Consider the following 12,567-nt stretch of genomic DNA (forward strand, 5'->3'; position numbering starts at 1 on the left):
TTATGGCGATATGAAAATTGGTAATATCTGATATTTCATAGTTCCTTAGTCTCCCCTTTTAATAGGAACTCGTCTATACTGTTTATAAAAAAGCTAAAATATAAAAAATGAAACAACTATTGAATCTCTTCATTTAATAAAACAAAATATATACTGAATTATACTATTTCTCTATGAGGATAGTTTAAATATGGTCAAAAAAAAGAGGATTCCTAAGAATCCTCTTTTAAAATTTGGATTAACGACGATTTGCATCGAAGAAGTTAATAGCAACTTCTGGGAACATAGCGTAAGTCAATACGTCTTCGTCAGTGATGCCATTGTAGCCTTTAGAAGCTAAATCTTGACGGTAACCTTCCAATTCAGGTTCGATAAGATCTGCTGGACGGCAAGTAATAGGTTGTTCATCACCAATGATAGTTTGACGAATTTCATCAGAAATTGTACCAGGTAATTGACCATATTTACCACGAACAAGATCTTTAACTTCGTTAGGAACCATTTTGTAACGGTCACCCATCATAACGTTCATCATAGCCATTGTACCAACGATTTGGGATGTTGGAGTTACCAATGGAGGGTAACCCAAGTCTTCACGAACGCGTGGCATTTCATCCATAACGTCAAAGAAGCGATCGCCCATACCCATTTCGTTCAATTGGTTTTGAGTATTGGACAACATACCGCCAGGAATTTGGTAACGACGAACAGCAGGGATTACATCACTAGCTGGTTTCAAGTTGAATTCTTCAGCGATTTGTTGTTTTACTTTACGGAAGTGGTCAACTAATGGAATGTATTTATCAAGGTCAAGACCAAGATCCCATTCAGTACCTTTGAACATTTCAATCATAGTTTCAGTAGCTGGTTGGCTAGTTGCATGAGCGAATGGAGAGATAGCAGTATCGATGATATCTACGCCAGCTTTAGCAGCTTCCCAGTATGTAGTACTAGCAAGACCGCAAGTGAAATGGCTATGCAAGTCGATTGGCAATTCGCCAAAACGTTTTTTGAAAGTAGAAACCAAATCATATGCATCAGCAGGTCCTAACAAACCGGACATATCTTTGATACAAAGGGAATCAGTACCCATTTCTACCAAAGTTTCAGCTACTTTCAAGAAGCTTTCAGTTGTGTGAACTGGAGAAATTGTGTATACCATAGCGGATTGAACGTGTGCACCAGCTTTTTTGGAGTACTTAATAGCAGCTTCCATATTGCGTGGGTCATTCAATGCGTCGAAAATACGGATACGGTCGATACCATTTTTTACAGCCGCATTACAGAATGCTTCTACTACGTCGTCGGAGTAGTGTTTATAGCCCAACAAATTTTGACCGCGAAGCAACATTTGCAATGGGGTATTTTTCAAATTAGCTTTCAATTTGCGAAGGCGTTCCCATGGATCTTCATTCAAGAAACGAAGACAGCTGTCATAAGTAGCGCCGCCCCAACATTCAAGAGCTTCATAACCAATATCATCTAAAAGGCCGAGCACTGGCTCCATTTGTTCGTAGCGCATACGTGTTGCCAAAATAGATTGATGACCGTCACGAAGAACGGTTTCGCAAATTCTTAATTTTTTAGCCATGTTAATCCTCCAAATCGAAATAGTCTGTGTATGTAACTTTATACACTCATCAAGCAACTATCTCATACCTATTTTTTTTACGATTTTTTCGATGTCTGCTCACACTAGCCAAACGCGCTAAAATCGTAATACATACTTATATTAGACTACTTATAAAATTCTTTGTCAACAACCACATTATGCTATTTACTCATAATTTCATGTATACAAAGATGATTTTTTCGTGATGAATATCACAAAAAACTGCAGAGGAACTAGAGTTTAGCATGTATGTTTAATCAAATTAATTTTTTTGTAATTGCTCATTTTAATGAGAAACTAAAAATTATATCGTAATAATTTTTAGTTATTATTAAATACTTTTCAAAATATATCGGTATTTATAAATGTAGTAATTCGATAAACATCGGTATGCTTATGAGTTCATCAATTTTATTAATAACTTAGTCGATATTTTTAAATGCATAAACATACAAAAGAACCTGTCCATTTACGGACAGGCTCTGACGTAATCTTTAAAATTTAAGAGTTCCCATTATACGCATTACTTCTCAGGCTTAACCTTTTTAGGCGCAGTTTCAAGGACAATATTTTTACCTTCCCGTTTTACTTGAATAGAAAAGGCCCCTTCTCCTTCTTTAAAATACTCCATCTTGATATCAAGGAGCATTTTACCAATTATAGTCTCTACTTTTTCAGTTAAGAACTCACGGTAAAATGCATCTTCTTTTTGCTTTGGACTTTGGTAAACTACTGGCTTCTTAGCATCTCGCTCCATATTGAGCATAGTATCTTCAAAATTTTCCGTATCCTTAAAATTTTTCATCATATCCGCATCGGATAAACCTTTTTGGATTTTAAACTTTGCCATGTGTATCTCCTATCAATTCAAAAATTGCTTTTTTTACGCGTACTGGTTCAATACCAGACATACAATATTGATCAGGCTTAGGACAACGTCGTTTTCGGCAGCCCAAGCAATCTAATTCATCATTTACGAGCACCTTAAAGGTTCCCGTCAGAGGTCCCCATAATTTAGGATCCGTAGGGCCAAAGAGTGCTACTACAGGCTTATTTAAAGCTAACGCAATATGCAGAGCTCCAGTATCAGCAGTAACTACTACATCACAACTTTCAATTAAAGCCCCTAATTCTTGAAGCGTCGTTTTCCCTAACATATTCAGTACAATTTTATCAATGCCCTCATCTGTTAGCGAGTCCATCAAGGGTTTGTATTGAGTAGCCTCTTTAGGGCCACCTAAACAAACAAAATTTGCTCTATATTGAAGGGATTTAATGAGGGAGTACCATTTTTCCTGAGGCCATTCTTTCGTTGCCCAAGAGGTGCCTAATACAAGCCCAACTCGTAGAGGTGTATCCACCTCCCCACGATTCAAAGAAATGTCGTTATCAATCGTTTTCCACTGTTCTTCTGCCCAACTATGTAAATTTGATGGCACCTGAAAATCCATGTGGTACAGCGTATTAGCACTAGATTCATTTAGTGGAGAACTGCTTTCAACACCGCATTTAGCTATGTTAAGCGATGTATCTAAATTTGCATGTTCAGTAACAGCCTTTGTTAACAACTGAGCTACCTCTACATAGCGCTTAATCATGTGTTCTGTACTAGGCTTCGTTTTATAGTTAGTAAACAACCAATTCAACTCTTTTGTGCCACCAAGGCCAAGTCTAATGGGGGCTCCTGAAGCTAATAGTACTAACCCTGTTATAAGACGTCCTTGTACATCAATGGCTACATCAAATTTATAAGGTTCTAATTTGGCCTTAAGATCCCACCACATGCGCCACATTGTAGGGATATGTAGTTTTTTAGAATGAGCCTCGTATTCATCCCGTTCCCAGGGAATTATCTCATCTACATAGGGATTGTCCTGTAAAAGCTCTACCATACTAGGCGTTACAATCCAATGCAACTTAGCATCAGGATACTGTTTCTTAATCCACCGCGCAGCAGGTGTAGCATGCAAAATATCACCTATGTAACTAAGGCGTACAAATAATATATTCATAGATATCCTTAGGGTACATACTATTATAGGAATAAAGCCTTTATAATGAAAGAACATTATAAAGGCTTTTTCTTAAGATTTCTTTTTACTACTACTATTGGATGATTTAGAAGATGTAGTATCTTCTGTTACCTTAGTAGTTTCTTCACTACCATTCTTAATGATGTTTTTTACATCTGATAATGTCAACTCATTAAATGTAGTAGGGTGGTTGTATTTGTAAACTGGATTGAAGCCTACACCTAGTTTACCAGTGTAAACAGTCAATGCATTATTATCCTCATCAACACGAGCGATATAGATAGTTTTGTCCATATCAACACCGATAAAGCGGAAGCGCCCTTCAGGGTTGATAACACGCCAACCACCTTCAATGCCATTAAACATGAAGACATCCCCAGTTCTCACATTATCGTAGAAGAAGTTATCCTCATCGTAGAATACGCCGATATGACCGATATCAGTAGCTTGCATGTAAACACGACGTGTATCGTAGTTAGCATCGGTACGATAAATACGATATGTATGTTCTTGAACTTTTACCTTCATATAAACCACATTCGTCGCTTCAGAGTACGCAGCATCTACGATTTTACTGCCCCGAGGCAAGTCTTCAAGTTTCGTATCAACCTCATGTTCTGGATCATCCGCATTAAGACGAGCCATGACAACATCTCTGGAGTCATATAAACCCATGATAGCATAGTTACGGTCTGGCATCCAGTTGAAGTAACTAATCGAACGCCCCTTCAAATCAATATTCGTAGGGGTACTTTCATTAGCCTTGTAAATTTTCAAAGAGTTTTCTGTAACAACGGCCATGAATTGACGGTCATAGGATACATATTTAGTGCCTTCCTTCACATCAGGGAAGTTTTTAGTATCATCTTTTGATGCGCCTGCTACGTTAAACTCTGTAGTCGGCGCAAACATATATTGATCAAGGTATAGGTATACCCCACCTTGCAGAAGAATACCTACCGCAAAGGCGCTCAGTACACGCGTAAAAGGTTTCATCTGCCCTCCTATTTCACGATAAACGCCGTTGGGATCATGCGTTCCCCTAACAAATCGGCAGGTTTATTTACGACTTTACCATTTAGGTACAAAGTTGAACTAGAACCGCCATCTAAATTTGCTGCAATGTAGCAACCTTTTTCAAATAGAATATCTTGTACGTCACGCAAGGTAGCCCCAATAGAATACCCTGGTTGGCGACCATCGATTACAAGGAATAGCACTGTGCCATCTTTCTTTTGACCGATAGCAGTACGAGGACCTACGCCCCAGCCACCATCACCTTCGGTAATCATCTTCTTACCATCAACGATAAGAGGCGGACCAAAGGTAATACCTTCCATGGCCTTCATATCACTAAGCTGAGTTTTATCATAGTTACCAGCGATAAGATTACCAGATTTAGAGAAACCTACAAAGTCTACGTCTTCATCAGGGCCTACATCCTTACCGATAACGTACTCACCGTCATGCAAGATGAAACCATATGGCAAACGGCCTGTACCAGTACCATTAGGGTCGTGGAAACCACCGCCATTAATCGCTGCTACAGCATTATTCATTTTTGCAATATTACTTGTAGTATCGCCTTTTTCTTGAATATTAGCCGCTGTACCTACTTGGATACGACGAGGATCAGGAATTTCTAAAATATAGCCTACATAACGAGCAGACTGGATTTTTTCAAGATTTAAAGTCTTATCTTCACGAGCATTAAACTTGAACAAATCTTGGCTTTTAACAACCCCTACAGTCCCCAAAATAGATTGTAACTCGTCTTCATTAAACAACCACGTAATGTAATGAGGATGGCGAGATTGTAAGATAGCACCAATAACGGCGCGCTTTACATTATTAAATGGTCCAAAGAGCACCACGAAGGGTGATGTGACAACGGTAAATAAGAACACCATAATGATGAACTTTACCCAATTCTTTTTGAACAATGTATTTCTCCTTATAAATCAGTGAAATGTTCAGTGCTAATGCGCTCTTCAAAATGCTTGATATCTACCGCATTACCTACCCAAACACGCAAAATATTATATGGATTATCACCCGTATGAGCCCAGCCAGACTTCATAGCCATGCCCATCTTGATACCAGCTTTCTTAGATGCCGAATCGGTGAATTCATTTTTATCTCCATACGGATAGCAGAACCAAGGATTATCCTTAATGCCTACTTCTTTAGCAAGTGCCTCTTGGGCCTTTGTGATATTTTCAATTTGTTTCGCTTCAGACAATTGACCCATTTCTATATGTTGGAAACCATGATTGGAAATAGTGATACCATTTTTATGCATTTCACGCACTTGATCCCAAGTTAAACGCGTACCAATATCGCCAGGATTAATAAAAACAGTCGCTGGGAAACCATATTCTTTCATGATTGGATATACAATAGAATATGTATCTGCATAACCATCATCAAAGGTCAAAACAACTGGTTTTTCAGGCACTGCAGCACCATTTACAACATATTCATACAATTGTTCCATCGTCAATGGATTGTAGCCGTTATCCTTGAGGAACTTCATTTGTTCTCTGAATAAATCCTCCCGAATAACCGCATCATTATCTTTGTCGTCGCCGACTTTATGATACATAAGGACAGGAATGCCCGATGGATGTACCATCTTAACTTCTTTTACAGGCGGTACTGAACTAGTAGGTTCTGTTTTTTGTGAAAGCACGCCACAACCTGCCACAACCATTGCCAATACCAAAAGTAACAGTGTTACCAACGGAATCCGTTTCATAGGTCCTCCTCTATTAGAACACAATTATATACAGAATATTATAACATTTCCATGAAGAATAGTAAAAAGTAACGCTTTATTAGTACTTCATCAATCAATTTTCAGGATCTAGGATACATAGTTTCATCTGGATGCCTATAACACCGGAAAGCCTAAATTCATATAAATCTTCAGTATCAAAAATCATTTAAAACTTCTACGATTATTTAGAGCTATATTGTAATCCGTTCAATAATGCTTTAATATTCTAATTATAATACACATTACTAAAATTATGCTCATCCAATAGACAAAGGATTTCTTATGAAAAAACGCTTAAGCCTTATACAAATGGACGTCCATGTAAACGAAGTGGAATACAATTATGCACGCGTCCAAGAATTACTTTCACAAGCCCTATCAGAAAGTCCTGACATTATCGTCTTGCCCGAAACATGGAATACAGGATTTCATCCATCTAAGGATTTAATCAATATTTCTGACAGAAATGGAGAAAGAACAAAAGCTTTATTAAGTACATTCGCAAAAGAACACAATGTAAACATTGTGGGCGGTTCTGTAGCCGTAGCAAAAGAGGATTTAGTATTTAATACATCCTATGCTTACAACCGTAAAGGCACGCTCGTAGGAGAGTATTCCAAAATGCACGGATTTAGTCCTGCTAAAGAGGACCAATACTTTGCTAGCGGTACACATACCACTCATTTCGAATTGGATGGTATTCCTTGTAGTACGGTTATCTGTTACGATATTCGCTTTCCTGAGCTCGTGAGAATGGCTGCATTATCAAATACAGAGTTATTATTTGTACCTGCTCAATGGCCTACTATGCGTTTACGCCACTGGCAAGTATTAAACGAAGTGCGCGCCATTGAAAACCAACTCTTCTTATGTGCTGTCAACGGCTGTGGTACAGTAGGTCGAGTTCAAAGCACTGGTCACTCCGCCGTATACGACCCATGGGGCACCAATCTACTCGAAATGGACACTAGGGAGGGCATCTCATCTATAGATATCGACCTCACCGTAGTAGAGGATATTCGCAATAAAATCAATATTTTTAGAGATCGCAAACCTGAACTCTACAAGCTATAAAATAAAGGCACATCGTTTTTAACTACCATCTTAAACAATTCATTTATAGATGGTCTGCGCATAAAACAATGTGCCTTTTTATTTTTACTCTACTGTATTAAGAAAATAAATGACTCTAGTTTGCTCTGGATTAACGGCCATGCCTGCAACAGTAAACATATTATATGAATAATCAAATTTAAAGATGTAGAATGTGTACTCTGCGTTAAATGGTCGCTTTACTTCTTTATACGAATAGTAACCTAAATATTTTTTCTGTAAAGTCTTATTTTCATCATTGGACAACACTTTATCAGAACTTAATTTACTAATATCTTGCTCTAAGTCCAAAACCATTTGATTATTCATTTGGTTAGAGAGCTCACGATCAACCTTTCGCTTAATATTCTCATTGCTTAGCGCCATTTTATATTGATACATATTATTGAATATATTAGTTACTTCAATCCATTCTTCTGGCAATATAGTAGACAAGTATTTTCTATAATTCATCTTAACATCTTCGTACGGTTTAATAGAAACACGTTCAGCCTCACCCTTAGTAATAATAACCTTAGCATGATTTTCTGCATCTTGAATATAGGGCTTTAGTTCTGATGGTTTACCCGTAAAAGAAACTTGAATATACCGACCATCTTCAATCGCCTTAGGCGGCTTTAAATGAATATCAACCTGCTTAGCAAAAGAAGGTATTTTCTTTGGAAAACCAGACAAATCATTTACTTTATTTATATCTATATGATTGTAATATTCCTTGTCATTAACAGGGTACTTACTGCTTTCTCTAAAATTAATGGCCTTTACAATTTGTTTTTCAATTTCTTCTCGTGTATAAGGATTTTTAATAAGGTCTCGTTGCGGCACACTTCTTATTGTTCTATTATGTTCCTCAATATGAGCGTGCATACGTGATTCTACCTCTCGATTTAGCAACATTTGTTCATTAAATGTTTTTTTAGCAACAGACATAACAGCATAAGATAATTCTGTTTCACCCGTAACTTTACTTTCCAAATAAGGCATAACTTCTTGAGGTTGTACTCTATCAAGTTGAGTAGTTTTTGCGCCTAATAGCGTTGATACAGATGAGATGGATATCTGCTCAGCATTTATTATTCCTATATTAGCAAACAATGCTGTCGCAACTAGTACAATTCCTTTTAAATTCATTCAAGTCTCCATCAAATAATTATATTAAAAACTGGCTATACATCTCATATAATTAGTCATATACATTAAAACTCAATAAGCTTCCACATATTCTCTGGAACCTGTTCTAGAGGTTTATTTTTCGCAATTGCTTCTTTTAGAATATCAATAGTATCTTGCACATCTTGTTTATCCTTTGTATCAGGATCATGAAGGATGACACGATTTAAAGAATCTTCACCAAATTGTTTTACATATTCTTTTTCTACTTGATTAAGTTCACGGCGTAAATATTTCATAGATAATAACCTCCCAATATATTTAATCTAATATATTAAGAAGTACTTGTCTATAATTCAAATATTTTCTATACACATTTTCAGCTAATAATAAGCAATTTAAATTGTAAATTAATATTTTTATCTCATAAATCATTTACATGAATTCTATAGAAATGGTAGTATTAACAATGCAATAGGATTTAGCTATTAAGAAAGAAAGGTAATAACTATGTTTTCATTTCTACAACCTAAAGAGGCAAAATCATCAGTTCCAGATAGCATGATTATGAATCTATATTATAAATATAGATTGCAATCATTAATTGGTATTTTTATAGGTTATGCTGCGTACTATATTGTTCGTAATAACTTTGCCTTATCAACACACTTTTTATCAGATATCCTCCATATGAGCAAAACAGAAATTGGTTTGCTATCTAGTGGTATGCTTATCGCTTATGGTTTAAGTAAAGGCTTTATGAGTAGTCTTGCGGACAAAGCAAGTCCTGCCAAGTTTATGGCTTTCGGTCTCATTTGCTGTGCAATTATCAATATCTTTATGAGCTTTGCCGATAGTCTCGCCTTCTTCTTAGTTTTAGTAGTACTAAATGGCTTTTTCCAAGGATTTGGTGTAGGACCATCCTTTATCACCTTAGCTAAATGGTACCCAAAACAGGAACGTGGCCGTTATGGAGCTATCTGGAATATTTCACACAATCTCGGTGGTGGTATCGTAGCACCAATCGTAGCCGCCTCATTATATTTCACTACTACAGATCACTGGCAATTAGGGAGTTATGGTGTACCAGCGCTTATTGCAGTTATCATAGCAATTGCCATTTCTTTCTTAATCAAAGAAAGCCCTGAACGTGAAGGCTTACCGCCAACAAGTGAAATCATTGCCGACACAGCTCATAAAGCGCACAGAAGTTCTGAAGCACCGCATATGAGCACAAGAGAAATCTTTGTAAAATACGTATTGAAAAATAAAAACGCTTGGTATGTATCATTAGTTGATACCTTCGTTTACATGATTCGCTTTGGTATGCTTACTTGGCTTCCAATTTATTTATTACAAGTAAAAGGTTTCTCCAAAGCAGAAATGTCTGTTGCTTTTTTATTCTTTGAATGGGCGGCTATTCCTTCTACTATTTTTGCTGGTTATATTTCCGATAAATTCTTTAAAGGTTATCGCATGCCACCTGCAATCATTGCTATAAGCATTATCTTCTTCTGTATATTTGGTTATTGGCAAAGCGAGTCTCTCTTATGGGTTACTTTCTTCGCTGCTATTGTAGGTTGTTTAATCTACATTCCTCAATTCTTAGCTTCAGTACAAACTATGGATATTGTACCACCATTTGCAGTAGGTTCTGCTGTTGGTCTTCGTGGATTCATGAGTTACATTGTTGGTGCAAACTTAGGTACAACACTATTTGGTGTTTTAGCAGATAAATTTGGTTGGAATGCAGGTTTTTATCTTTTATTAGTAGCATGTGTTCTTTGTATAACATTCTGTGTATTGGCTCATTTTGGCGCCAAAGAATTAGATGCTAAAGAAGCTGAACTTGAACAACTTCAACCAGCTGAAGCTAATAGCTAACCCCTAACAAATAAATCCTATAGTAAAAAGGTCGTAATATGTATTAATACATGTTACGACCTTTTATTTACCCCACGAAAGGGACTCCTATATAACCGATGTGTTTTCATCAACGCATAGTTCTGGAAATAATGAAAGCACAAACCACAATGATACCAAGGACTATACTCCCAGCTACTATATAAGGCCATGTAAGTACATCCCGTACATCATTCAATATTTTTATATCAAAGATTGGCATATAAAGTAGTAAGTTCCCCAAAATCCAACCGATTGGTCCTATGAACTTTAGCTTCTTAATCGTATCCATTTTATCTAGAATAGACTCGGTTACCTCTGAATCCTTTTCGACAGATACGTATTCTTTATTAATGTAAAAGCCTTTTGAATATTCCGTTTCAAAAGCCCACTCTTGAACAGAAAACGTAGCAGTACCATCAGCATTTTCATACTCTTTATATTTAGCAGTATCAGTAGTACCTACGTCTACCTCACCCCAAGTGCCCGTTACCATCTCATAACCGCTATCTACGAGTTTCATATCGGCTGGTAGTGCTTTTCCACACAACTTGGAAAACTGGTACGCATCTCGCTTCTTATCCCAACTGAGCCAAAACTCTGCATTATTCTTATGTTTAACTAACTTATACTCATACCCAATTTTTCCATGAGTGTCAATATAGCGTATCTTGCCTAAAATCGTATATAGATCCCTTCGAATACGCAACGTCTCACCATAATTAAAAACCATAATCTTCTCTCATACTGAAAACTACACACATAAATGTATATTACTAATTACTATGATTGTACACATAATATGAAAGTATGCCAATACGGGTATAAAAAAAGGACCTACAGAAAACTGTAAGTCCTTTTGCGCTGGTGCGGTTGGCGGGACTTGAACCCGCACGAGCGTTAGCTCACCACCCCCTCAAGATGGCGTGGCATTTAAAGTTCACACACAAAACTTATAAATACATGATGTCAAAATGATGTCATATATACATTTATATTTCTCGGATAGAATAGTGGAGTCCAAAGAATTTGATAAGCTTCAAAACATTAGATCTACAATATCTCCTTGGGGCAGGAATCAGTAACGATTTATCACTATTAATGTATACCGCCTTTACATTTTCTTTCCAAACAAATTCAGGGAAATGCTCAGCTAATCCCAAAACTTCCCAAGCCTCTCTGTCAACAGCAAGTATCCCTTGACCTAATTCCCTTTGCATGGAACATATTACGTCCCACGCTTCAGCATAGTTCGACACGGGCACTGGGTCCCTCATAAAATGTGGATTACAATTAAGAATTTTCAGCATTACTCCCACCTCCTATTATTACCCTAATTACACCATATTTTTAGATTGTATGCAATAAATTAAATATAAAAAAAAGACCTTACCAAGTTATATCCTGGTAAGGTCTTTTATATAGTCAATCCATGAGTCCACCTGCTCATGCTCAGGAGATGTATGGATCACCTCTCAGTCATCGACGAATTGCACCTGCCAATCCAAATACACCGCTTACCACGGCCCATGTGTCACGTTGCCGTTTAAGGCGCTGTTCGGTTCGTTTGTTGCGTTTGATTTGTTCTGTCAATTCTTCTAATGAGGTCGAGGCTTCGTTCAATTTCGCTTCTTGCGTTGTCAAGAGATTGGAGGCTTTCGTTAATTCTTGCCCCTGTTTCTCGTTGATTGCTTTGAGCGCGTTCAATTCCTTCGTCCGTTCTTCGTTGATAATCTTCAATTCTGTTAATGCTGTTCCCTGCGTTGCGGTTAAGCTGTTGGCTTGCTGCAATGCTTTCTCGGAGTTGTTGATTGAGTTTTCTGCTTTCATCAAGCGCCCTTTGAGTTCGTTCCAACTGCTCACGGGTACGCTGATAGTCGGCTCTTGTGTCGAGGTACCCTCCGATGAGGCTGCATGCGAAATAGATGGAAATAATGCTAAGCACACCACAAATAACACGCTTAAGAGTAAACGCAGATATAACTTTGTTCTTGATAGTTTCATACATGGTAACTCCT

General features: G+C 37.3%; 12 protein-coding genes. 2 read left to right on the forward strand and 10 right to left on the reverse strand.

Annotation, left to right across the window (positions count from 1 at the left end; translation table 11 throughout):
- Positions 1-238: 238 nt before the first annotated feature.
- The 6 genes from E7A03_RS03360 to E7A03_RS03385 all read right to left on the reverse strand — a co-directional run bounded on the left by E7A03_RS03360 (position 239) and on the right by E7A03_RS03385 (position 6,403).
- Positions 239-1,591, reverse strand: coding sequence for a pyruvate carboxylase subunit B (locus E7A03_RS03360; protein WP_008602782.1), 1,353 nt, complete (start codon positions 1,589-1,591; stop codon positions 239-241).
- Positions 1,592-2,135: 544 nt separating this feature from the next.
- Positions 2,136-2,462: a hypothetical protein gene (locus E7A03_RS03365; protein WP_101928968.1), complete on the reverse strand. Its 327-nt coding sequence runs from the start codon at positions 2,460-2,462 to the stop codon at positions 2,136-2,138.
- Positions 2,449-3,624 carry a glycosyltransferase family 9 protein gene (locus tag E7A03_RS03370; protein WP_101928967.1) on the reverse strand — a complete coding sequence of 392 codons (1,176 nt, stop codon included), beginning with the start codon at positions 3,622-3,624 and terminating at the stop codon, positions 2,449-2,451. Before E7A03_RS03370 ends, E7A03_RS03365 begins: the two co-directional genes overlap by 14 nt.
- Positions 3,625-3,696: 72 nt before the next feature.
- A complete protein-coding gene (locus E7A03_RS03375; protein WP_101928966.1) occupies positions 3,697-4,641 on the reverse strand; it encodes a hypothetical protein in 945 nt (314 codons plus the stop codon).
- A gap of 8 nt (positions 4,642-4,649) precedes the next feature.
- The gene (locus E7A03_RS03380; RefSeq protein ID WP_004693677.1) at positions 4,650-5,588 is read right to left on the reverse strand and encodes a phosphodiester glycosidase family protein; all 939 of its coding nucleotides are present in this window, start codon (positions 5,586-5,588) and stop codon (positions 4,650-4,652) included.
- Positions 5,589-5,599: 11 nt separating this feature from the next.
- The gene (locus E7A03_RS03385) at positions 5,600-6,403 is read right to left on the reverse strand and encodes a polysaccharide deacetylase family protein (RefSeq protein ID WP_101928965.1); all 804 of its coding nucleotides are present in this window, start codon (positions 6,401-6,403) and stop codon (positions 5,600-5,602) included.
- A gap of 303 nt (positions 6,404-6,706) precedes the next feature.
- Here E7A03_RS03385 and E7A03_RS03390 point away from each other — a divergent pair, with 303 nt between their 5' ends.
- Complete coding sequence (locus E7A03_RS03390) at positions 6,707-7,498, forward strand: carbon-nitrogen family hydrolase (protein ID WP_012863950.1); 792 nt, start codon at positions 6,707-6,709, stop codon at positions 7,496-7,498.
- A gap of 84 nt (positions 7,499-7,582) precedes the next feature.
- Here E7A03_RS03390 and E7A03_RS03395 read toward each other — a convergent pair whose 3' ends face one another.
- Both E7A03_RS03395 and E7A03_RS03400 read right to left on the reverse strand, forming a co-directional pair.
- Positions 7,583-8,668, reverse strand: a complete 1,086-nt coding sequence (locus E7A03_RS03395) for a hypothetical protein (RefSeq protein WP_101928964.1) — start codon at positions 8,666-8,668, stop codon at positions 7,583-7,585.
- 65 nt (positions 8,669-8,733) lie between these two features.
- Positions 8,734-8,946, reverse strand: coding sequence for a hypothetical protein (locus E7A03_RS03400; protein WP_101928963.1), 213 nt, complete (start codon positions 8,944-8,946; stop codon positions 8,734-8,736).
- Between the two features lie 211 nt (positions 8,947-9,157).
- Here E7A03_RS03400 and pgtP point away from each other — a divergent pair, with 211 nt between their 5' ends.
- Positions 9,158-10,531 (forward strand): phosphoglycerate transporter PgtP, encoded by a 1,374-nt coding sequence (gene pgtP / locus E7A03_RS03405; RefSeq protein WP_316073686.1) that lies wholly within the window; start codon positions 9,158-9,160, stop codon positions 10,529-10,531.
- A gap of 109 nt (positions 10,532-10,640) precedes the next feature.
- On the opposite strand, the gene E7A03_RS03410 is transcribed toward pgtP, so the two are convergent.
- Positions 10,641-11,282 carry a DUF4178 domain-containing protein gene (locus E7A03_RS03410; RefSeq protein ID WP_004693691.1) on the reverse strand — a complete coding sequence of 214 codons (642 nt, stop codon included), beginning with the start codon at positions 11,280-11,282 and terminating at the stop codon, positions 10,641-10,643.
- Between the two features lie 746 nt (positions 11,283-12,028).
- Complete coding sequence (locus E7A03_RS03415) at positions 12,029-12,553, reverse strand: hypothetical protein (RefSeq protein WP_287509462.1); 525 nt, start codon at positions 12,551-12,553, stop codon at positions 12,029-12,031.
- Between the last annotated feature and the right edge of the window lie 14 nt (positions 12,554-12,567).

Source organism: Veillonella parvula (genome assembly GCF_032472435.1).
Classification (GTDB): domain Bacteria; phylum Bacillota; class Negativicutes; order Veillonellales; family Veillonellaceae; genus Veillonella; species Veillonella parvula_N.

What these genes read in the sequence shown, in the direction of transcription:
- E7A03_RS03360 (WP_008602782.1), bottom strand. Translation starts at nt 1,591, where the DNA reads ATGGCTAAAAAATTAAGAATTTGCGAAACCGTTCTTCGTGACGGTCAT.
- E7A03_RS03365 (WP_101928968.1), bottom strand. Translation starts at nt 2,462, where the DNA reads ATGGCAAAGTTTAAAATCCAAAAAGGTTTATCCGATGCGGATATGATG.
- E7A03_RS03370 (WP_101928967.1), bottom strand. Translation starts at nt 3,624, where the DNA reads ATGAATATATTATTTGTACGCCTTAGTTACATAGGTGATATTTTGCAT.
- E7A03_RS03375 (WP_101928966.1), bottom strand. Translation starts at nt 4,641, where the DNA reads ATGAAACCTTTTACGCGTGTACTGAGCGCCTTTGCGGTAGGTATTCTT.
- E7A03_RS03385 (WP_101928965.1), bottom strand. Translation starts at nt 6,403, where the DNA reads ATGAAACGGATTCCGTTGGTAACACTGTTACTTTTGGTATTGGCAATG.
- E7A03_RS03390 (WP_012863950.1), top strand. Translation starts at nt 6,707, where the DNA reads ATGAAAAAACGCTTAAGCCTTATACAAATGGACGTCCATGTAAACGAA.
- E7A03_RS03395 (WP_101928964.1), bottom strand. Translation starts at nt 8,668, where the DNA reads ATGAATTTAAAAGGAATTGTACTAGTTGCGACAGCATTGTTTGCTAAT.
- E7A03_RS03400 (WP_101928963.1), bottom strand. Translation starts at nt 8,946, where the DNA reads ATGAAATATTTACGCCGTGAACTTAATCAAGTAGAAAAAGAATATGTA.
- pgtP (WP_316073686.1), top strand. Translation starts at nt 9,158, where the DNA reads ATGTTTTCATTTCTACAACCTAAAGAGGCAAAATCATCAGTTCCAGAT.
- E7A03_RS03410 (WP_004693691.1), bottom strand. Translation starts at nt 11,282, where the DNA reads ATGGTTTTTAATTATGGTGAGACGTTGCGTATTCGAAGGGATCTATAT.
- E7A03_RS03415 (WP_287509462.1), bottom strand. Translation starts at nt 12,553, where the DNA reads ATGAAACTATCAAGAACAAAGTTATATCTGCGTTTACTCTTAAGCGTG.